The 19,478-nt window shown below is 56.6% G+C and carries 20 protein-coding genes; 8 read left to right on the top strand and 12 right to left on the bottom strand.

Annotated elements, in window-relative coordinates:
- Genes QMG27_RS00420 through QMG27_RS00440 form a run of 5 tightly spaced genes read right to left on the bottom strand, consistent with a single transcriptional unit; the run spans nt 1 to nt 3,318 of the window.
- A complete protein-coding gene (locus QMG27_RS00420; protein ID WP_281812042.1) occupies nt 1-450 on the bottom strand; it encodes a cytochrome c in 450 nt (149 codons plus the stop codon).
- Nucleotides 450-986, bottom strand: coding sequence for a methylamine dehydrogenase light chain (locus tag QMG27_RS00425; RefSeq protein ID WP_281812043.1), 537 nt, complete (start codon nt 984-986; stop codon nt 450-452). Before QMG27_RS00425 ends, QMG27_RS00420 begins: the two co-directional genes overlap by 1 nt.
- A gap of 12 nt (nt 987-998) precedes the next feature.
- Nucleotides 999-1,589: a methylamine dehydrogenase accessory protein MauD gene (gene mauD / locus QMG27_RS00430; protein ID WP_281812045.1), complete on the bottom strand. Its 591-nt coding sequence runs from the start codon at nt 1,587-1,589 to the stop codon at nt 999-1,001.
- Nucleotides 1,589-2,131 (bottom strand): MauE/DoxX family redox-associated membrane protein, encoded by a 543-nt coding sequence (locus QMG27_RS00435; RefSeq protein WP_281812047.1) that lies wholly within the window; start codon nt 2,129-2,131, stop codon nt 1,589-1,591. The genes mauD and QMG27_RS00435 overlap by 1 nt, the downstream gene beginning before the upstream one ends.
- 8 nt (nt 2,132-2,139) lie before the next feature.
- On the bottom strand, nt 2,140-3,318 hold the full coding sequence (locus QMG27_RS00440; protein ID WP_281812049.1) for an amine dehydrogenase large subunit: 1,179 nt from the start codon (nt 3,316-3,318) through the stop codon (nt 2,140-2,142).
- Nucleotides 3,319-3,438: 120 nt separating this feature from the next.
- On the opposite strand from QMG27_RS00440, the gene QMG27_RS00445 reads away from it, so the two are divergent.
- From QMG27_RS00445 to QMG27_RS00455, 3 genes are all read left to right on the top strand, one after another.
- Nucleotides 3,439-4,434 (top strand): helix-turn-helix domain-containing protein, encoded by a 996-nt coding sequence (locus tag QMG27_RS00445; RefSeq protein WP_281812051.1) that lies wholly within the window; start codon nt 3,439-3,441, stop codon nt 4,432-4,434.
- Between the two features lie 121 nt (nt 4,435-4,555).
- Nucleotides 4,556-5,542, top strand: coding sequence for a tripartite tricarboxylate transporter substrate binding protein (locus QMG27_RS00450; protein WP_281812053.1), 987 nt, complete (start codon nt 4,556-4,558; stop codon nt 5,540-5,542).
- A complete protein-coding gene (locus QMG27_RS00455) occupies nt 5,543-6,982 on the top strand; it encodes an amidase (protein WP_281812055.1) in 1,440 nt (479 codons plus the stop codon).
- On the opposite strand, the gene QMG27_RS00460 is transcribed toward QMG27_RS00455, so the two are convergent.
- Nucleotides 6,979-7,860: a LysR family transcriptional regulator gene (locus QMG27_RS00460; RefSeq protein ID WP_281812057.1), complete on the bottom strand. Its 882-nt coding sequence runs from the start codon at nt 7,858-7,860 to the stop codon at nt 6,979-6,981. The genes QMG27_RS00455 and QMG27_RS00460 overlap by 4 nt on opposite strands.
- A 110-nt stretch (nt 7,861-7,970) precedes the next feature.
- Between QMG27_RS00460 and QMG27_RS00465 the strand changes: the two genes are divergently transcribed.
- The 4 genes from QMG27_RS00465 to QMG27_RS00480 are packed head-to-tail and all read left to right on the top strand — an operon-like array spanning nt 7,971 to nt 10,472.
- Nucleotides 7,971-8,759 (top strand): class III extradiol ring-cleavage dioxygenase, encoded by a 789-nt coding sequence (locus QMG27_RS00465; protein WP_281812059.1) that lies wholly within the window; start codon nt 7,971-7,973, stop codon nt 8,757-8,759.
- Between the two features lie 10 nt (nt 8,760-8,769).
- Nucleotides 8,770-9,321, top strand: coding sequence for a cytochrome b (locus QMG27_RS00470; RefSeq protein ID WP_281812061.1), 552 nt, complete (start codon nt 8,770-8,772; stop codon nt 9,319-9,321).
- The gene (locus QMG27_RS00475) at nt 9,318-9,872 is read left to right on the top strand and encodes a YceI family protein (RefSeq protein WP_281812063.1); all 555 of its coding nucleotides are present in this window, start codon (nt 9,318-9,320) and stop codon (nt 9,870-9,872) included. The genes QMG27_RS00470 and QMG27_RS00475 overlap by 4 nt, the downstream gene beginning before the upstream one ends.
- 30 nt (nt 9,873-9,902) lie before the next feature.
- The gene (locus QMG27_RS00480) at nt 9,903-10,472 is read left to right on the top strand and encodes a YceI family protein (RefSeq protein WP_281814685.1); all 570 of its coding nucleotides are present in this window, start codon (nt 9,903-9,905) and stop codon (nt 10,470-10,472) included.
- Here the strand turns inward: QMG27_RS00480 and QMG27_RS00485 are convergent.
- Nucleotides 10,418-11,743, bottom strand: coding sequence for a TIGR03862 family flavoprotein (locus QMG27_RS00485; RefSeq protein ID WP_281812065.1), 1,326 nt, complete (start codon nt 11,741-11,743; stop codon nt 10,418-10,420). The two genes, QMG27_RS00480 and QMG27_RS00485, sit on opposite strands and share 55 nt — an antisense overlap.
- Before the next feature lie 24 nt (nt 11,744-11,767).
- Entirely contained in the window at nt 11,768-13,759 is a 1,992-nt protein-coding gene (locus QMG27_RS00490; RefSeq protein WP_281812067.1) for a TonB-dependent receptor, read from the bottom strand.
- A 236-nt stretch (nt 13,760-13,995) separates the two neighbouring features.
- Between QMG27_RS00490 and QMG27_RS00495 the strand changes: the two genes are divergently transcribed.
- Nucleotides 13,996-14,829, top strand: coding sequence for an urease accessory protein UreD (locus QMG27_RS00495; RefSeq protein WP_281812068.1), 834 nt, complete (start codon nt 13,996-13,998; stop codon nt 14,827-14,829).
- Nucleotides 14,830-15,105: 276 nt separating this feature from the next.
- On the opposite strand, the gene urtE is transcribed toward QMG27_RS00495, so the two are convergent.
- From urtE to urtB, 4 genes are read right to left on the bottom strand one after another with little or no spacing between them, the layout of a single operon-like run.
- The gene (urtE, locus tag QMG27_RS00500) at nt 15,106-15,819 is read right to left on the bottom strand and encodes an urea ABC transporter ATP-binding subunit UrtE (protein WP_281812070.1); all 714 of its coding nucleotides are present in this window, start codon (nt 15,817-15,819) and stop codon (nt 15,106-15,108) included.
- Nucleotides 15,820-15,833: 14 nt separating this feature from the next.
- Entirely contained in the window at nt 15,834-16,706 is an 873-nt protein-coding gene (gene urtD / locus QMG27_RS00505; RefSeq protein ID WP_281812072.1) for an urea ABC transporter ATP-binding protein UrtD, read from the bottom strand.
- The gene (gene urtC, locus QMG27_RS00510; RefSeq protein WP_281812074.1) at nt 16,703-17,815 is read right to left on the bottom strand and encodes an urea ABC transporter permease subunit UrtC; all 1,113 of its coding nucleotides are present in this window, start codon (nt 17,813-17,815) and stop codon (nt 16,703-16,705) included. Before urtC ends, urtD begins: the two co-directional genes overlap by 4 nt.
- A gap of 1 nt (nt 17,816) precedes the next feature.
- On the bottom strand, nt 17,817-19,460 hold the full coding sequence (gene urtB / locus QMG27_RS00515) for an urea ABC transporter permease subunit UrtB (protein WP_281812076.1): 1,644 nt from the start codon (nt 19,458-19,460) through the stop codon (nt 17,817-17,819).
- Nucleotides 19,461-19,478: the final 18 nt, after the last annotated feature.

Here is a 19,478-nt window from a genome sequence, read left to right on the forward strand (position 1 = left end):
TCAGTTCCCGCTGAGTAAGGTCTGGCGGCGTTGGCGCGTTTGAGGAGGGCTGCCTGCAAGTTGTCGTACGGCGAACACTTCTTCGGCTGAATAAGCCTGTCCCTGCTGTGCATCCCTTTGAAGCGTGCGCACGTGCTGAGCCAATACAGCCAACGCCGCATCATCGAGCTGCGACGCAAACGAGGGCATGTTGCCAATGAATACTTGACCATTGACCTCAATGCGTCCCGATAGACCTTTGGTGAGTACCGTCAGCAAATATTGGCGGTCTTTGTTGAGCGCTTGCCAGTGTTCACCTTTGAGTGCCGGCGCTAGACCTACTGTTCCACCCCCATCGGTTTGATGGCAAGTGCTGCAGTGTGTTTCAAACAAAGCGGCGCCTGTGGTTTGCGCCCCAACACCTTGGCAGAGCCATGCACAGGCCCACACAACCCAGCGAAGTCGACGCATCAAGCCACCCCAACGATGATGGAGGTGGTGCAATGGAACATCGAGCTGGTATTGGCCATGCACCAGTTGATGTCGTTGTGCACACCCAGTCGGTAGCCGGGGCGTTCGCGTTCGTTGTTGTTGCATAAACATTCGCCACACGAACCTTTGCCGCAACAGTCGTTGTACGACACCAAATAATGTCGACCATCTTCGGGGTTCAAGCATGTGCCCACCCAACTGACCTTAGAGGCTTCAGTGCCCGGTGGACATTGCGTGAGAGAGCCACCGCAACAGGTGCACAGATAGCCGTCAAATGCGCAATAGCGCCAGTACTCGCACTGCGTGGGGTCCATGTTGGGCGCAGGCTTTTTAGGTTGCGCTGCGTTGGCCGACATGAACTGCCCACTGCGGTCAAACGGGAGCATGGGTAGCACGGCACCGCCGACCAAGGCCACGCCAAGTTTGGTGATGAGGCTGCGTCGTCCGTGGGAATGGGCAACTTGTCGAACAGACCGTTCGGTCAATCGGTCAATGAGTTGGAAGAGCCATTGCATGATGTGCCTCCTTTATGCGGGTGAGCCGCTGAGGTATTGCTGAATCGTGGGGGTTTGCATGTCATGCGCGTTGAGCAAGCTGTCAAGCTGTTCGCGCGAATTCACCAGACCTTTAGAAACCACAACGCCTTGCTTGTCGAGCAAGACGGCGTAAGGCAAGCGTGACACACGGTATTCCATGCCCAACTGAGTGGACAACACATAAGGCATGCCGCTCAAGCTTTGTTGTTGCACAAATTGCAAATGCTCTGCAGCCTCGCCGTCGCTGGCCAAAACAATGCGCAGGTCTTGCTTCTCGTCGTGTGCCACGGCCTTGAGTACGGGCAGGAGCTTTTTACAGACAGGGCATGTCGGTGACAAGAAAAAGACCAAGCTCGCTGTGGCATGCTCGCCGCCAATTTGCACAGGTTCAGATTGAATGCCGGTGAGCTGAAAGATGGGTGAGGGCGAGCCCACGGGAGGCCCTGAGTCCGTCACCAAAGCTCCCATAGGGGCTACGCGTTCAAACAACACGCCCACTTGTCGTGAGATGGCCCACAACAAAACAGCAAGCACCAGCACAGCCACCCACAACAAGGCCACAGAAATTGTCAAAGCATTCATCACAAGCTCCCAGAAAACAGACGTTGTCGCAGCATGGCTTGCTGCATCAGCACTTGGTGAATGGCGGTGTAGAGCACCACCATCAGCAACACTGCGGCCATCACCACCCAAAAATCAATCCATGCCAAATCGCGCATGTCGGCGCTTTGGCTTGCCATCCACGCGAGCGCCATCAGCAAGCTATTGCGCAACACCAAGACCCATGACACAGGCAGCGCTTGCCCGCCGCAGCCGCAGTCAATGACACGCCGCTGCACGAGTTGCAAGGCCATGGCCAAGGCATAAATGCCCAACAGCGCAGCAGCCAGCCATGCGCCAACACTACGCCAAGGCGACAGAAGCGCTGCGGCGGTCACACCCTCAACTGCTATGACCACATGTGCCAACGCACCGCGCACACCCACTGGAATGCCATAACCAGCCAAGTGGTGAAGCAGCAGTTCGCGGTCCGCTGCTTTGAGCAAAGCCGCATGCGCAAACAGCACCGCCAGCGCGGAGGCTGAGATGAGTACCCACAAGGGGCTGTTCAAGAGGTCTGTCATGCGTGCTCCTAGTCGTGAGATTCAAGGTGCATTGATGACTCACCGGCTTTGGCCACGGTGGCTTGCACACGCTTTGGGCCCGTGTCAGACCATTGCCAAATGGTCATGCTGCCGTCCTCACCGTTTAAGCCGTGTAGGCGTTGACCGTTGCGTGAAAAGGTCAGAGAGATGGTGCTGCGTCCCGGCACAGTGCTCAGACGTTTGCCGCTTGCCAGATCAAACGTCCACAGTTGTTGGGCGGGACGTTTGTGTGTGCCTTCGCTGCCCTGTGCGTGCATGGCCACCACCAAACGTTGGCCGCTTGGGTCAATGGCAAAGTTTTGGTAGCCGCCAGGACGCCAGCCTTTGCGTGCTGCTGCAGCGTCGACCAAAGGACGTGTTTGACGCACGGCAGCGACGGGGCCGCTGAGGTCGAGTTCGGTCAACACACCTTTGAACGAGACGAACCAATATCTGTCGCCCACTTGTTCGGCATGGTGAAACCACGCATCCATATCGGCATCAAACAATTTGGCGGTGGTTTGGCGCTCGCTCACTTGCCCTTGCTCGTTCAAGGTGACGGTGGCCACTTTGCCGTCGCCACACAACATGGAGAAGCGCATGGCATGCGTGGCAGAAGGCAAAACGCCCCAGCAGCCGGGTGTGGGCACTTCAGCCAAGACGCGGCGTTGGTTTAGATCGACCACCGTGATGGATGTGGCGGGCGTTGCGTTTTGTACAAACACCCAATTACCAGTGCTGTTGGTGCGCACGAGGCCTCGGTAGTTGAGGGCTTGTGCGCGTTTAGATGGCAAGATCACTTCGTACTTGAAGCCGAGGTTCTCCGTGTCATGCACCTCTAAAACGTCGGTGCGGTCGCCGCGAGAGCTGCGGCTGAGGTGAGTGGTGGCTACATACAACTCATGTGCGGCAGGGTTGACGGTGAAGTTGCCGGCATACCCCGTCGACACCATGCCTAAGAACTTGCCATGCTGTGCATCGAACACGCGGATGCGCCCGTCGGAGATGTGCCCAATCGCGATGTCGGCCACGTACACACGTTGTGTGATGTTGGGTGAGATGCTGCTGACGGTGAGCGTCTCGGCGGGCAAAGGTTCAGGTGCTGGCGCTGCGGCATGGCTGAGCGTGGCGCCAATGGCCAAGATCGTCGCGATCGCGCTGTGCGTGGTGAATGACTGCAAGGACACAAGCCTCTCCTTCATCAGAATTTGCTTGCATCGTAAGAAGTGACGTGTGCCACCGCTATCGAGATTTGGCACATTTGATTTGGGGTTTGTACTAGGGCGCGGTCTGACTAAACTCAGGCCATGCCTCACACCTGCGCTTCTGATCATCGGCTTGGCGGCTCTGCCGCGCAGCCTTGGTCGCGCTTGGTCAAAACCCATGATGCGCATGAGCAAGCACAGGCGCAGGCGGGGTGGTCTTTGCAGTACGACCAAATGTCGTGTGGCAAGTTTTCAGGGCAAGTGCATCTCATGCAGCTGCCGGGCGTGAGCTTGGTGCATGAGGGGGCCAACCAAGCCATTCGCCAACGCGGCGACTTGGGGGACGACAGTTATTTGTTCGCATTGCCTGCATGCTCAGACACTACGCCCGCTCTGTTCTCAGGCGCATCCGTGGGTCAACACGATGTCATGGTCGGGCCCAGTGATGGGTTGGATTTGTGCAGCCCTGCCAACTTCAACTTGATCGGCATCGTGGTGGACGCCGAGTTGCTGGCGTCTCTTTGGGCGCGCACGCAACACACGTCCATGGCCGCTTGGGTGTCGCAACAGCGCGTGGTTTCCGTTGGGGCCGATCGTGCGCAACGCTTGTTGGCTTTGCATCGGCAAATTTTTGAATGTAGCCAGTCTGGCCTGCCCTTGGCCGCCAATGCCAAGGCATTGGAAATCTTGCGCGACGATGTGATTTTGGAATGGGTTGACGCCTTGCCTGCATCTTGCGATATGTCAGACGTGCGAGCGCTCGGCATGCGCAAGGCGGTGGTTGACCGTGCCTGCGAATGGATGTGGCAAACCGGTGGAGACGAAGCGTTGTCCATGTTGGAAATTTGCAAACGTGTGGGCGTGAGCCAGCGCAAGCTTAACTATTGCTTCCAAGAAATTTTGGGCATGAGTCCGATGAAATACCAGCGCATCACGCGACTCAATCGCACGCAGCAAGCGCTCAAGCAAGCGCAGGTGGGCGAGAACGTGTTTGACATCGCTTCGCGCTGGGGCTTTTGGCACATGGGACAGTTTTCGCAAGACTACAAACGTCTCTTTGGCGAACTTCCCTCCGCCACTTTGCGCGCAGCCGCTTAAGCCAGCCATCTGCAAGGTTGCGGGTAATCCCGAGCATCGAATTGCCAATTTTTGATAGCCCTTGCACGTCAGTGCCGCGATGCTAGATGCTTTGTTCATCTTGTTATCGCGAAGGAACCTTATGCCGTTGCTCTCTATTACCAAACGCACGTTCATGTTGGCCGCTTTGAGTGCTGCGGCGCTGTCGTCATGGGCGCAAAATTACCCCAATCATTTGCTCACCATGGTGGTGCCTTATCCAGCGGGCGGCGGCTCTGACTTTGTGGCAAGGCAAATTCAGCCAGAGCTGTCTAAGCAGTTAGGACAACAAGTGGTTGTCGAAAACACGGGCGGCGTCGGCGGCGCGTTGGGTGTGCAAAAAGTGCTGAGTGCACCGGCGGACGGTTACCAAATGGTGTTGGGCTCGCCCATGGAGCTCATGCTGGCGCCTCTCGCCATGAGCGCAGTCAAATACAAACCAGAAGATTTGAAGTTAGCCGCTCAGTTGGTCACCACCACGATGGTGTTGTTGACCCGCAAGGACTTGCCCGTCAACAACGTCAATGAGTTGATTGAGTTGTCAAAAAAATCCGGTGGTAAAGAGCTCTCGTATGCCAGCGTGGGCCCAGGCTCCCTCTACCATTTGGTGGGTGAACGTTTCACGCAACTCACCAAAGCCAAAACCCTGCATGTACCCTACAAAGGCATGGCGCCGATCTTGACCGACTTGATGGGCAGTCAAATTGACATGGTGTTCATGCCCTTGGTGGGCAACGTGCCTGCGTTGATTCAAGAGGGCAAGGTCAAAGCTTTGGGCATCACGGCCAAGCAACCATTGGCGCGTTTTCCAAACTTGGAGCCGCTGGCGGCGAATAAAAACTTAGAAGGCTTTGAGTTTGATTTGTGGGCGGGTATCCAAGTGCCCAAAAATACGCCCGCTGATGTGGTGGCCAAACTCAACAAAGCCATCAACGACAGCTTGCAAAACCCAGACATTCGCAAGGCCTACGAAGGCACAGGCAACTCTTTGCCCAAGCCCATGACGCCTGCAGAGTTGGACAAACTCTATGTGTCTGAAATCGCACGCTACCAAGCCATCGCCAAATCGATCAACTTGCAACCTCAGTAAATGAACGCACACGACGCCATCACCGACCTTCATGCAGACGCCTTGTCGCAAGCGATTCACGCGCGGCAGGTGTCGTGTCGCGAGGTGATGCAGGCGTATTTGCAGCGCATCCATCGACTCAACCCGACCTACAACGCCATCGTCAACTTGGCAGCGGATGACACTTTGCTGGCGCAAGCTGATGTGTGTGATGCCGAGTTGGCGGTGGGCCACTCGCGTGGTTGGATGCACGGCATGCCACAAGCCATCAAAGACACAGGAGCGGCGGTGGGTTTTCCCACCACCTATGGCAGCCCACTGTTGAAGGACATGGTGGCGCAAAAAGACTGTGTGATGGCTGCGCGCATGAAAGCCGCAGGTTGCATCGTGGTCGGCAAAACCAACATGCCAGAGTTCGGGCTGGGCTCGCACACGTTCAACGAATTGTTTGGCGCAACGCCCAATGCTTGGGATGTGAAGGTCAGCGCTGGCGGCAGCAGCGGAGGCTCGGCCGTGGCATTGGCGCAGCGCCTGCTGCCGGTGGCCGATGGCTCTGACTTCATGGGCTCGTTGCGCAACCCGGCGGGATGGAACCATATTTTTGGCATGCGCCCAAGCCAAGGCCGTGTGCCATTTGGACCGAGCAGCGATGTGTGGCTAGACCAATTGGGTACGGAAGGCCCGATGGCTCGGACGGTCACCGACTTGGCCAAGCTGCTACAGGTGCAATCGGGGCATGACACGCGTGTGCCCTTGTCCTTATCGTCCCCATTGAGCGTGGACGGCGTGACATGCGATGCATCGCGCATGAAAGGCGTACGCATTGGTTGGTTGGGAGACCTCAATGGTTATCTCGCCATGGAGCCAGGCATTGTGTCGGTGTGTGAAGAGGCGTTACAGCGCATGGCTTCGCAAGGTGCCATCGTGACGCCGCTGTCACTGGGCTTTGACACCGATCGTTTGTGGCAATGCTGGCTGGCATGGCGTCGTGCTTTGGTGGGGCCACGCGTGGGGGCGTTGATGTCGTTGCCCGATGCGCGTGATCACATCAAGCCTGAAGCGCTGTGGGAATATGACCACTCGTTGACTTTGAGCTACAACGATTTTTCCAAAGCGAGTCAAACCCGCACCAGCTTCTATCACCACCTGCTCACGCTGTTTGAAAACGTGGATGTGATCGCCTTGCCTGTGGCGCAAGTTTGGCCATTCGCCGTTGACCAACGTTGGCCCACGCACATCGGTGGTCGTGAAATGGATACCTACCATCGGTGGATGGAAGTGACCATCTATGCCACCTTGGGTGGCTTGCCTGCGATCAGCGTGCCAGCAGGCTTTCATTCCACGCATGCGTGGCCAATGGGCATTCAGCTCATGGGGCGTCCGCAAGGCGATGAAGAATTGTTGCAAGTGGCCGCTGCGTACGAAGCAGCGCATTCAGATTTGCTGGCCAAACGCCCTTAGGCAGACATGTCTGGGTTCAAAGCTTTGGCCAAGTACTCGATGAGGACAGACACGCGATGCGGCACGTAACGGTTGCTTGGTAAGACCGCGTAAATACCCAAAGGTTCAGATGCAAAGCCCGGCAGCACCTCGCTGACTTGGCCTTTGTCGATGTAAGGGCGTGCAATGAAGTCGGGTTGGCGGGTGATGCCTAGACCTTGTGCCGCGGCCTCCATCAAAGCCTCGCCGTTGTTGGCCGCCAAGCGCGGACGCATGTTCACGCGTGTGACGGTGCCGTCTTTGTGCGCGTACGCCCATGTGTCCGATTGAAAATCCAACGCATACAGCAGCCCTGCATGATGCGCGAGATCGCTGGGGTGCTTGGGTTTGCCGTGCTCGGCCAAATACTGTGGTGAAGCGACGGTGATGAGGCGCGACGCCCCCAATTTGCGAACAATGTCGCTGGGCTCCAGCCGGTTGGTGATGCGAATTGACAGGTCAATGCCTTCTTCGATCAGTTTGCTACGTCGATCAGAAAAATCCATGACCAACTCAATTTGCGGGTGTTTTTGTGCAAACTGCAGCAGCACAGGCATGAGGCGTTGCAGACCAAAGCTCAGAGGCAAACCCAACCGTAAGCGGCCCCGTGGTACGGCCTTTTCTTCCGCCAAGCTTGATTCTGCAGCGTCCAGCATGTTCAAGATGACGCGGCACTTTTCCAGATAAGCCGAACCTGCCGTGGTGAGCGTGAGGCTGCGGGTGCTGCGCGTCATCAGCTTGGTGCCCAGCTGTGTTTCCAGCGCTGAGACTTGACGTGTCACCACGGAGCGATCCACGCCTAACTGTTGAGCGACCGCCGTAAAACTGCCCGTTTCTGCCACGCGCACGAAAAGTTGCATTGCATTGAATTTGTCCATTGTTGTTCATTTTGCAACAAACAATTGAAGATTTGCTACTTTTTCGTTGGGTGATTCGTGTCTACATTCACGTCCCAGAACAGAGAAACAGCATGACCGCATTCAAAAACGTCCTCTTCGTGCCACATGGCGCGCCCACTTTCGCACTCGAGCCAGGGGCTGCTGGTGCTGCCATGTCTGAGGTGGTGACTCGACTGGCTGCGCCGCGCGCCATCGTGGTGGTGAGCCCACATTGGGACACGCGCATTCCTACCGTGAGCAGTGCCACACAGCTCGAAACCATCCATGACTTTTACGGCTTTCCTGCGCCGCTCTATGACATTCAATACCCAGCCACGGGCTGCCCCGAGGTGGCCGAGGAAGTGCGAGCTGCATTGCAACTTGCAGGTTTTGAGGTGGCAGACAGTCAGCATGGTTTAGATCACGGCGCTTGGCAGCCTTTGCGCCAAATGTTTCCTGATGCCGATGTGCCCATTGTTCCCTTGTCGATGCAGATGCATGGCGGTCCAGCGCATGCGTATCGCATGGGACAAGCCTTGGCGCCCTTGGCTGATCAAAACATTTGGGTGGTCGCCTCGGGCAATCTCACACACAACTTGCGAGATTGGCAAACGGCGACAGCGATGGGTGGACAAACACCAGCCTATGTCCCACGGTTCACGGATTGGTTGCAAGAACAACTGAGCGCACACAACGTGGACGCTTTGATGAACTATCGCCGACTCAATGCAGATGGTGCACAGGCTCACCCGAGCGAGGACCACTTGCTGCCACTCTTTGTGGCTTTGGGCGCTGCAGGCGCTGATGCAACACCACAAGCGTTTTATCGTGGCATCAATAACTACGTGATTTCGATGGATGGCTATGCCTTCGTCCACTAAAGGAGCGCACATGAACCCGACCTATAACGCCGTCGCAAAACTGTTGCATTGGGGCATGGCTGTGCTCATCATGGGTTTGTTGGCCTTAGGCTTTGTGATGACAGACATGGCGCTGTCGCCAGAAAAGTTGCAGTACTACTCATGGCACAAATGGGCGGGTGTGACAGTGTTCGCCTTGGTTTGGCTGCGCCTACTTTGGCGTGTGCTCAACCCACCGCCGGCCTACCCAAGCAGCATGTCGCCCACCTTGCAACGCTTGGCGCACTTGGGTCACGCGGCTTTGTACGGGTTGATGATCATCATTCCATTGAGTGGCTGGTTGTTGAGCTCCGCCAAGGGCGTGCAAACGGTTTGGTTTGGCGTGTTGCCGCTGCCCGACTTGCTAGAAAAAGACAAAGAGCTCGGCCACTTGTTGCACGAGGTGCATGAGGTGCTTAACTTCTTCTTGTTGTTCTTGTTGGCAGGTCATGTAGCCGCCGCGCTCAAACACCACTGGATTGACAAAGACGATATTTTGAAACGCATGCTGCCGCATGGCACCTCTGCAAAGGATTCCGTATGAAAAAACTTCTCACACTCGTCGTCGCCACGTTGGCGCTGACTGCGCAAGCGGTGGAGTACAAAGCCATCCAAGCCGACAAAAGCAAAGTCACGTTTCAGTACAAACAAATGGGCGTGGCTATGGACGGCCAGTTTAAAAAATTCAACGCACAGTTGACGTTTGACCCCGCCAAACCCGCCGCCGCACAAGCGCAAATTGAAATTGACCTAGCTAGCGTCGATGCAGGCTCATCTGATGCAGATGACGAAGTGGTGGGTAAATCTTGGTTCAACGTCAAAGCGTTTCCCAAAGCTACCTTTGTGAGCAAGCAAATTAAGCCCACGGGCGCTAACCAGTTTGAAGTGAGCGGTGTGCTCACCATCAAAGGCAAAAGCCAAGACATCAAATTCCCGCTCAAGCATGTGGCGCAAGGTAACGCGGGTGTGTTCACCGGCGGCTTTGTCATGCGCCGTGGTGATTTCGTCATTGGCGAGGGCATCTGGGCCAAGTTTGATGTCGTTGCCAACGACATCCAAGTCAACTTTCAACTCACCGCCAATCCTGGCAAATGATTTTTTAAAAGGAGCTTTCACATGACATCTATCAAACGCATCGCCGCCGCTTTGGCGCTGACCAGCGCAGTCGCCACTTCCGCTCTGGCAGCCCCAGTGACTTATGGTGTGGACGGTACACACACCTTCCCACGTTTTTCGTATTCACACTTTGGCTACAGCACACAGCTGAGCAGCTTTAGCAAAACCACGGGCAAAGTGGTGTTTGATGCTGAAGCCAAAAAGGGCTCAGTAGACATCGTGATCGACACCAAATCGGTGAGCACCGGCTTTGCTGATTTCAACGAACACATTCAAGGCGAAGACTTCTTGGACACTGCCAAGTTTCCACAGGCGACGTTCAAATCGACCAAGGTGGTGTTTGATGGTGACAAGCCTCAGCTGGTGGAAGGCAACCTCACCATCAAGGGCGTGACCAAGCCTGTGACCTTGACTGTGACCAGCTTCCAAGCCATGCCTCACCCCATGTTGAAAAAGCCCGCCATTGGCGCCAACGCGTTCACCGTGATCAAGCGCAGCGAATTCAACGCTGGCAAATACGCACCTTATGTGGGTGATGAAGTGCGCATCGACATCGCCATCGAAGCCATCGCGCAATAACGCGCGGCACCTAAGCCCGCCACACGGCCACTTGCCAAGCATGCGCTGAGCAAGTAGCCGCCGGTGGGCGCTTCCCAGTCCAGCATCTCGCCGCCCACAAACAAGCCTGGGTGCTGGTGGGACATGAGCTCAGGTGTCAACGCTTCTAGCTTGACGCCGCCTGCCGTGCTGATGGCTTCGTCGATGGGACGGGGCGCCATGAGCGTCAAGGGCAAGGCCTTGATGGCCGATGCAATTTGCGTTGCATCGGCCATCGCGTCTTTTGGCAACACTTCGTGTAACAGCGCCAAATGCACGGGTTGCAAATTCAAACGACTTTTCAAATGGCTCGACAACGAGCGTGAGCCGCGTGGATGCGACACCTCGGCCAACACGCGCTCAGGCGTGAAGTCTGGTTTGAGGTCGAGGTGCAAAGTGGCGTGGCCGCTGCGATCGATGTCATCGCGCAGCAAAGCCGAGGCTGCATAGACCAAACTGCCCTCAATGCCTGTGGCCGTCAACACAAACTCACCACGTCGTTCAAAGCGTTGCCCCAAGCTGTCGGTGAACGACAAGGCCACCGACTTGAGTGGCGTGCCAGCAAATTGCTCAGACAAACGCGTGCTCCAGCCTAGTTGGCCTGTGCGACTCTGTACATCAAAGCCACAGTTGCTGGGGTGTAAGGGGGCCACATCCAGACCCAAGTCACGCAGCCACGGTTGCCATGCGCCGTCTGAACCCAGCTTGGCCCAGCTGCCGCCACCCAATGCCAGCAGCACAGCGCGAGCTTGCGTGGTAACGGGGCCTTGCGGCGTGTCAAACGACAAGGTGTAGCCTTGGTCGTGGTGGTTGAGTGCGCCGTTCCAACGGTGGCGCATATGAAAGGTCACGGGCATGCCCTGCGAAGGGTGGCGCAAACGATGTAGCCACGCACGCAACAAAGGCGCAGCTTTCATGTCGGTGGGGAACACGCGCTGCGAGGTGCCGACAAAGGTGTCGAGCCCCAAGCCTTTGACCCAGTCGCGAATGGCGTTGGCGTCAAAGTCTTGAAGCCATGCACGGCAAGCGTCTTGGCGTGCGCCGTAGCGAGTGACAAAAGTGTCAAACGGTTCGGCATGTGTGAGGTTGAGGCCACCCAAGCCTGCGAGTAAAAACTTGCGGCCCACCGAGGGCATGGCGTCATACACATGCACGGTCACGCCAGAGGCGCTGAGTATATCGGCGGCCATGAGACCAGCAGGGCCTGCGCCAATGATGGCAACAGTTTCAGAGGAGGAAAGAGAAGAAGTCACCGCCCAAGTGTAGGCGGCGCCAGCCTAATATTGCTGGGTATAGGTCACCCGAAAGGTTCGAGGCTCACCAGGGTGAACCTGCACTTGGTCGCCGTGAAGCACGGAAGTGCTAGGTGTTGCGTAGGGTTTTAAATCATGACCTAAATACGCAATGTCGCTGTAACGTTGATTCATGGCATTGAAGACATCGATGTGCACGCTTTGATGGGCATCGAGCTGTGTGCGCGCTTTGAAGTTCACGACGGTGCTTGGCGACGTGCGCACGCGGTTGTCCTCGGCCAGAGCGGCCGAGCCGATGTGGCGCAGTTGAGCCGTGAAGTTCCAACGACCCACGTCTTTAACCGTGGCGGCCAACAGTGCCACGCTTTCAACGGCATTAGGAATGTAGGCATGGCTTGCATCAGTGTTCATCGCGCGTGGTCGTGTCCACGCGAGGTCGGCATCAATGACCCAGCGACGGTTGGGCGTCCAGCGGTTGTTGAACTCCACACCGGTACGCTGGCTTGCTGCTCCGGCTTCTGTGGCGCCTGCATCGCCCACGTAAACCAGCTCTGACGCAAAGTTGAGCCGCCACAGGGCCAGTGATGATTGCAAGCCCTCCACTGCCTCTGTTTTGATGCCAACTTCATAGCCCCTAGATCGCACCAGAGCTGGGGTGGGCTGATGAGGGTCTGTGACGCCGCGTGCGTCATTACTGTGAAAACCATGGCCTGCATTTAAAAAATACTCAGTCTTGTGCCACGGCCCTAGTACAGCGGTGAATTTGGGTGACCACAGCGCACTACTGGCCGCGCCTAGAAGGTTGGGCGTGTTCGCATTGCTGACGTAGGTGTTGTACTGGTCGGCGCGCAAGCCCACTTGGGTGCGAAGCCAAGTGGTCCACATCGTTTGTGTTTCACCAAACACCCCATTGAGTTGTTGATGCACATGATCCTGTCGAAGCCAGTCGTTGCGCTGGCGGCCTTGTGTGTTGGCCAAGTCCATATCCACCACATCGCTGCGTGCTTGAAGGCCTAGCGTGTTCACCCATCGCGTCGCACCTTCGAGTGTCCATTGGCGTGATGCTTTGAGCCCATACACCTGCCGCTGCTCTTGCTGCATGAACTGATCACCTACTGTGCTGCGGGTGCTGTAGTAGCTGAAATTCGAAAACAAAGACAACTCGGAGCGAATGGCATAGAGCAGAACTTTGTCAGTTATTCCATCATGCGTTTGCCGCCAGTCCACTGAGGCACTGCTGCGTTGGGTGTGTCCGCCGTCGCTGGGATCGAGACTGTCAAAGCGACCGAGCTGACCTGACTCCACCATAGACAAAGGAATTTGGTCGGTTGCATTCCAGCGGGCGGTGTAGTGCATGGCGCTGGCCGTCCAGCCGTTGGTGCGTGAGCCGTCGCTGAGCATGAACACACCGTTGCGGCGTTGCAAGCGTTCGGGCACGGTCCATGGGCCATCGTTGTGCATCAACTCCATGGCCGCCACATAGCGCATGCCGTTGTTTAATTCGTGTGATGCAGCGCCCATGGCTCGGCCATAGCCGCGCTGTCCAAGGGTGAGTTGCGTGAAATCTTTGTCGAGGCGTGTTTTGTAGTGAAAGTCTGCGGCACCGGCAGAGGCAAAGTCGCCGTCTTGTGCAAAGTAGGGGCCTTTGCGGTAATCCACACGCTGCACCAGTTCAGGAATTAAAAAATTCAAGTCGCTATACCCTTGACCGTGCGCATGGCTTGGCATGTTGATGGGCATGCCATTGAGGCTGGTGGCAAAGTCGGTGCCGTGGTCAAGGTTGAAACCGCGCAAAAAATATTGATTGGCTTTGCCATCGCCGGAGTGTTGCGTGACCACCATACCCGGCACATATTCCAGCACGTCACCTGGACGCATCAAGGGGCGGTTGTCTAGCAATGCTGAGGTGATGCTGCCTTGCGATGAAGCGTTGCTGGATCCAAGGCTGTTGTCGTAGTGCGCCACCACTTCAATGGTGGGTACAGTCTCATGGGCCAACGCGTAGACGCAGTTCACCCCTAACATCCATCCCAACCATGACCAACGAGTCCTCATGGAGGATGCACAGCAGCTTTTATGCCCAAACACGGTGCCATGGCATGAAGTCTGCAGTGTCGTATGCATGAAGCACAGCTGAGCTGCTTTGGACATGGCACGATGCACCACACAAGCTGCGCATGGGTTGTGCGTGCGGCTGTTGTTGGTGCCGAATGCACCAAACTTAAATAAACAAGCACCAACACAGGGCAAACATGGCAGGCTGGCTCGCACAACTTCAAATCGACTACACGCACAACGCGTCACGCACCACGGCGAAGTTTTCGCACAGTGGACCTTTGCGTGTGTTGCAGAGCCTCTACCCCGAAGGGGATGCGGTGTGCCACAACGTGTTGGTACATCCGCCCAGTGGTTTGGTAGGTGGGGATACCTTAGACATCACGTTGAACGTCGATGCGCACGCACATGCCTTGCTCACCACGCCTGGCGCCACACGTTTTTACAGAAGCGAGCAAGGTCTCGCGACACAACAAGTCAAAGCCCATGTGGGCGACGGTGCACGCCTAGAGTGGCTGCCGCTGGAAACCATTGCGTATAACGGCTGCCACGGTTTGAACCATGCGGTGTTTGACCTAGCCCCCACAGCCGAGATGATGGCGTGGGACATCACTGCGCTTGGACTCCCGAATGCCAACTTGCCGTTTGAGAGCGGGCAGTTGCAGCAACACATGGAAATGTCGGGCGTGTGGCTTGAGCGTGGTTTGTTAGATGCGCAAGATACCCGTTTGATGGATGGCCCCTTGGGCTTGGCCAAGCACCGTTGCATGGCGACTTTGGTGCTGGCGTGTGGGTCTGATTTGTTGCGTGAACGGCGCGATCTGGCGTTGGCCTTGGCGCGTGAGTTGACTGAAGTTGCGCCTGCAGGCCTGGTGGCGGGTGTGACATCGCCGCATCCACGCGTGGTGGTGTTGCGCACCTTGTCGCCCCTGGTGGAGCCTGCGCAGACGTTGTTGCGTGGGGTTTGGGCGGCTTGGCGTCGGGGCCTATGGGGCATGTCGAATGTGCCGCCTCGAATTTGGTCCATGTAGTTTCTGCTTTTTGCTGGGCTCGCTGGGGGTAGAGGACTTGGGCAGGTTCCTCATGCTGGGGTACCAGAAATCGTCACCTGCCCAAGCCCTCTACCCCCAGACTGCGGCTGGCAGTTTTTTAGGGTGACATTTTTCTTCGACGACCGATCAGGTGATGCGGGCGCGGCGGCTGACGATTTCTGGTACCCCAGCATGAGGAAGCCGCCGCACCCGCATCACCTGATTTCCTCCGGCGAGAAACCTTCACGCACGGAAAAACTTCAGGCGCTAAACAACTTAAATCGCCACCAACTGACGAACGTTGTCCCGCTGCATGTCTGAGCCCATGCCGCGTGCAATGACTTCACCGCGTTCCATCACCAAATAGTCATCCGCCAACTCTTCGGCAAAGTCGTAATACTGCTCGCACAGCAAAATTGCCATGTCGCCACGACTGGCCAACATGCGAATCACGCGGCCAATGTCTTTGATGATGCTGGGTTGAATGCCCTCGGTGGGCTCATCCAACACCAACAACTTTGGGCCAGACGCCAAGGCCCGTGCAATCGCCAGTTGCTGCTGTTGCCCGCCTGACAAATCGCCGCCACGGCGATGCAGCATTTGCTTCAGCACAGGAAACAACTCAAACAACTCAGCAGGTATGTCTGTGCCTGCAGGCTGAGTGGCCAGCCCCATGCGCAAGTTGTCTTCTACGGTGAGTCGCGCAAAGATTTCGCGTCCCTGTGGTACGTAGCCAATGCCGGCACGCGCACGTTCGTACGGTGCGGCACGTTCAATCGACGCGCCGTTGAAGGTGATGCTGCCATCGCGAATCGGCACAGCCCCCATGAGCGACTTGAGCAGCGTGGTCTTGCCCACGCCGTTGCGCCCGAGCAGCACCGTGATACGACCCAAGTTCGCTTCAAAACTCACGTCACGCAGGATGTGCGAGCCGCCGTAGAACTGGTTGATGTTTGAAACCTGAAGTAAAGGCATGTCGTGTGTTTGCATAGTGAACGTCAGAGTTAGCGGCCTAGGTACACCTCAATCACACGCTCGTCGGCTTGCACCTGTGCCAGCGTGCCTTGCGCCAACACCGAACCATCGCACAGCACGGTGACGATGTCGGAGATGGTGTTGATGAAGCTCATGTCGTGCTCCACCACCATCAGCGAGTGTTTGCCTTTGAGACTTAAGAACAGCTCGGCGGTGCGTTCGGTTTCAAAGTCGGTCATGCCGGCCACGGGTTCGTCGAGCAGCAAGAGCTTGGGGTCTTGCATGAGCAACATGCCAATCTCTAGCCATTGCTTTTGACCGTGGCTCAGATTGCCTGCTTGACGCGTGACGCTGTCTTGCAAGTGGATGGTGTGCAACACCTCGCTCAAGCGGTCGCGTTGCGTGCCGTTGAGTTTGAAGAACATCGACGCGGCCACACCCTTGTGGGTTTTCAAGGCGAGCTCCAAGTTTTCAAACACGCTCAACTGTTCAAACACGGTGGGTTTTTGAAACTTGCGACCAATGCCCAGTTGTGCAATTTCGGGTTCGGTGTGGCGCAGCAAGTCGATGGTGCTGCCAAAGAACACTTGACCCGAGTCGGGCTTGGTTTTGCCGGTGATGATGTCCATCATCGTCGTCTTGCCCGCCCCGTTGGGGCCGATGATGCAGCGCAGCTCACCGGGTGCGATGTCGAGCGACAAACCGTTGATGGCTTTGAAACCATCAAAGCTCACATGCACGTCTTCCAAATACAAGATGCGGCCGTGCGTGAGATCCAAGCTGCCGGGTTCGTGCACGCGACCATAGCCCGCGCTGCGGTCGCCCGAGGTGACTTCAACCGCCTGACGCGCTTGGTATGTGGCCAAACGCTCTGAGCCTTCTTCAAACAGATCGGGGGTCATACACGCTCCTGTGCATTTTTCTTGGTGCTGAGTTTTTGAATCAAGCCCACCACGCCATGCGGCATGTACAGCGTCACGCCGATAAATAAAGCGCCAAGGAAGTACAACCAAAACTCAGGGGCGGTCACGGTCAACCAGCTCTTCATGCCGTTGACCAAGAACGCGCCCACGATGGGGCCAATCAGCGAAGCGCGTCCGCCCACAGCAGCCCAAACCGCCATCTCAATCGAGTTAGCAGGGCTCATCTCGCTCGGGTTGATGATGCCCACTTGCGGCACATACAAGGCACCCGCAATGCCACACATCACGGCTGAGATGACCCAAATGGTGAGCTTGTAGGGCAGAGGTGAGTAGCCAGAAAACATCACGCGACTCTCGGCATCGCGGATGGCTTGCAGCACGCGGCCAAACTTGCTTTGCACCAACCAACGTGCGAATAGAAAGCTCATCAACAATGCCCAACCCGTGAGCACAAACAAGGTCATGCGCATGGCGGGCGTGGCAATGGGCAGGTCCAAGATGCGTTTGAAATCGGTGAAGCCGTTGTTGCCACCAAAGCCGGTTTCGTTACGGAAGAACAGCAGCATGGCTGCAAACGTCATGGCTTGCGTGATGATGGAGAAGTACACGCCTTTGATGCGCGAGCGAAACGCGAAGTAGCCAAACACAAAAGCCAACAAGCCGGGCACCAAAACCACCAGCAACAACGTAGCGGCAAAGCTGTCGCTGAAGCTCCAATGCCAAGGCAAGGTTTTCCAGTCAAGGAAGACCATGAAGTCGGGCAGATTGCTTTTGTAATTGCCATCGGTGCCAATTTGGCGCATGAGGTACATGCCCATCATGTAGCCGCCCAGCGCAAAAAACAGTCCGTGCCCGAGCGACAAGATGCCGGTGTAGCCCCAAATCAAATCCATCGCCAGCGCGCAAATGGCGTAGCACATGATCTTGCCCATCAAAGCCACGGCGTAGTCGCTGAGGTGGAACGCGCTGTCGGCAGGCACCCACAGGTTGAGCACAGGCACCACCGCACACACGGTGATGAAGGCGGCCAAGAAAAATGCCCAGCCTTTGGTGCCCAACAATGCGGGCGGTTCTGGTAGATGTGTCATGTCATGCCTCCGCACTGCGGCCTTTCATGGCAAAGATGCCTTGGGGACGTTTTTGAATGAAGACGATGATGAATACCAGCACCGCAATCTTGGCCAGCACTGCGCCGGCCACGCCTTCGAGCAATTTGTTCATCAGGCCCAAGCCCAGCGCGGCGTACACCGTGCCTGCCAGTTGCCCCACGCCACCGAGTACCACCACCATGAATGCATCGACGATGTAGCTCTGTCCGAGGTCTGGCCCCACGTTGCCAATTTGGCTGAGCGCACAACCGGCCAAGCCCGCAATGCCGCAACCGAGTGAAAAGGCGTAGGTGTCAACGCGTGCCGTGTTCACACCGAGCGCTGAAGCCATGGGGCGGTTTTGGGTGACGCCGCGCACAAACAAACCCAAGCGTGTTTGGCTGATCAACAGCGTCATGCCGACCAACACAAACAGAGCGAAGCCAAGAATGATCAAACGGTTGTAGGGCAGCGAGAGGTTGGCCAGCAGTTGCACGCCACCGCTCATCCACGAGGGGTTTTCAACCCCCACGTTTTGCGCGCCAAAAATGCTGCGTACGCCTTGCATCAACACCAAGCTGATGCCCCAAGTGGCCAACAGCGTTTCAAGCGGGCGACCATACAAGTGGCGCAACACCAAGCGTTCGAGCACCGCGCCCACGAGGGCTGCTGCCAAAAATGAAGCAGGCACAGCCACCAACAAATACGCGTCAAACATGCCTGGCAAGTACTGACGAAACAGGCCTTGCACCACATAGGTGGCATACGCGCCAATCATCATCAGCTCGCCGTGCGCCATGTTGATGACGCCCATCAAGCCGTAGGTGATGGCCAAGCCCAATGCCACGAGTAACAAGATGGAACCCAAGCTGATGCCGGTAAACAATGCGCCGAGTTTGTCGCCCCAGCTCAGCGCGGCCTGGATGGTGAGCAGCGAGGTTTGCAATTGCGAGCGGACTTTTTTGTCTTCCTCTTGGCTCAGACGTTGATTGAGCAAGAGTTGGGTGTCGGGGGTTTGGCTGTCGGCCAGAGTTTTCGCCGAGGCAAAGCGTTCGTCAGCGTTGTCGCTGTTGAGCAAAATTGCAGCGCGAGCTAACAACATTTGTTTTTTCACGCCCTCATCAGCCTCGCTTGCCAAGGCTTTTTCGAGCATGGCGAGTTTGGTGGGATCAGGCTCTTTCAGCACCGATTTGGCGGCTTGCGTGCGTAAGGCGACATCGGGGCTGAGCAATTGCAAGGCAGATAACGCGGCATCAATCTCACCGCGCATGCGGTTGTTGTTGATCACGTCTTCTGCGGTGTCAGGCAGCGCACTGGCTTCACCGGTCACAGGGTCTGTCGCTTGGCCATCGCGTACCACCAGCACGTGTGTGCCGTTCACTTTTACAGCGTCATCGGCCATGGCTTGCAAAAACGCAGCGGTTTGGGCGTCAGGGGTGGTCAAGGCTTTTTGCAGCGCCGTCACGCGTGCATCGGTGTCGCCCAAGGTGAGGGCGCGGGCTTGGTCTGCCGTGAGTGCCAGTGCGCTGGTTTGGCTCCATACAACAATGGCCAATCCACAAGCGATGCGGTGCACCCAGTGGCGCTGACATGCGATGTGCCTTTGCAGCGTGTGCGTGAGCGATGACATAGAAAAGTGGTGCATCAAGATTTCCATAAAAAA

It is taken from the genome of Limnohabitans sp. MORI2 (assembly GCF_027925025.1).
In the GTDB taxonomy this organism is placed as follows: domain Bacteria; phylum Pseudomonadota; class Gammaproteobacteria; order Burkholderiales; family Burkholderiaceae_C; genus Limnohabitans.

Coding starts and splice junctions, on each gene's coding strand:
- urtD (WP_281812072.1), bottom strand. CDS start 16,706: ATGACCCCCGATCTGTTTGAAGAAGGCTCAGAGCGTTTGGCCACATAC.
- QMG27_RS00445 (WP_281812051.1), top strand. CDS start 3,439: ATGCCTCACACCTGCGCTTCTGATCATCGGCTTGGCGGCTCTGCCGCG.
- QMG27_RS00450 (WP_281812053.1), top strand. CDS start 4,556: ATGCCGTTGCTCTCTATTACCAAACGCACGTTCATGTTGGCCGCTTTG.
- urtB (WP_281812076.1), bottom strand. CDS start 19,460: ATGCACCACTTTTCTATGTCATCGCTCACGCACACGCTGCAAAGGCAC.
- urtE (WP_281812070.1), bottom strand. CDS start 15,819: ATGCAAACACACGACATGCCTTTACTTCAGGTTTCAAACATCAACCAG.
- mauD (WP_281812045.1), bottom strand. CDS start 1,589: ATGAATGCTTTGACAATTTCTGTGGCCTTGTTGTGGGTGGCTGTGCTG.
- QMG27_RS00435 (WP_281812047.1), bottom strand. CDS start 2,131: ATGACAGACCTCTTGAACAGCCCCTTGTGGGTACTCATCTCAGCCTCC.
- QMG27_RS00465 (WP_281812059.1), top strand. CDS start 7,971: ATGACCGCATTCAAAAACGTCCTCTTCGTGCCACATGGCGCGCCCACT.
- urtC (WP_281812074.1), bottom strand. CDS start 17,815: ATGACACATCTACCAGAACCGCCCGCATTGTTGGGCACCAAAGGCTGG.
- QMG27_RS00475 (WP_281812063.1), top strand. CDS start 9,318: ATGAAAAAACTTCTCACACTCGTCGTCGCCACGTTGGCGCTGACTGCG.
- QMG27_RS00425 (WP_281812043.1), bottom strand. CDS start 986: ATGCAATGGCTCTTCCAACTCATTGACCGATTGACCGAACGGTCTGTT.
- QMG27_RS00455 (WP_281812055.1), top strand. CDS start 5,543: ATGAACGCACACGACGCCATCACCGACCTTCATGCAGACGCCTTGTCG.
- QMG27_RS00495 (WP_281812068.1), top strand. CDS start 13,996: ATGGCAGGCTGGCTCGCACAACTTCAAATCGACTACACGCACAACGCG.
- QMG27_RS00460 (WP_281812057.1), bottom strand. CDS start 7,860: ATGCAACTTTTCGTGCGCGTGGCAGAAACGGGCAGTTTTACGGCGGTC.
- QMG27_RS00470 (WP_281812061.1), top strand. CDS start 8,770: ATGAACCCGACCTATAACGCCGTCGCAAAACTGTTGCATTGGGGCATG.
- QMG27_RS00420 (WP_281812042.1), bottom strand. CDS start 450: ATGCGTCGACTTCGCTGGGTTGTGTGGGCCTGTGCATGGCTCTGCCAA.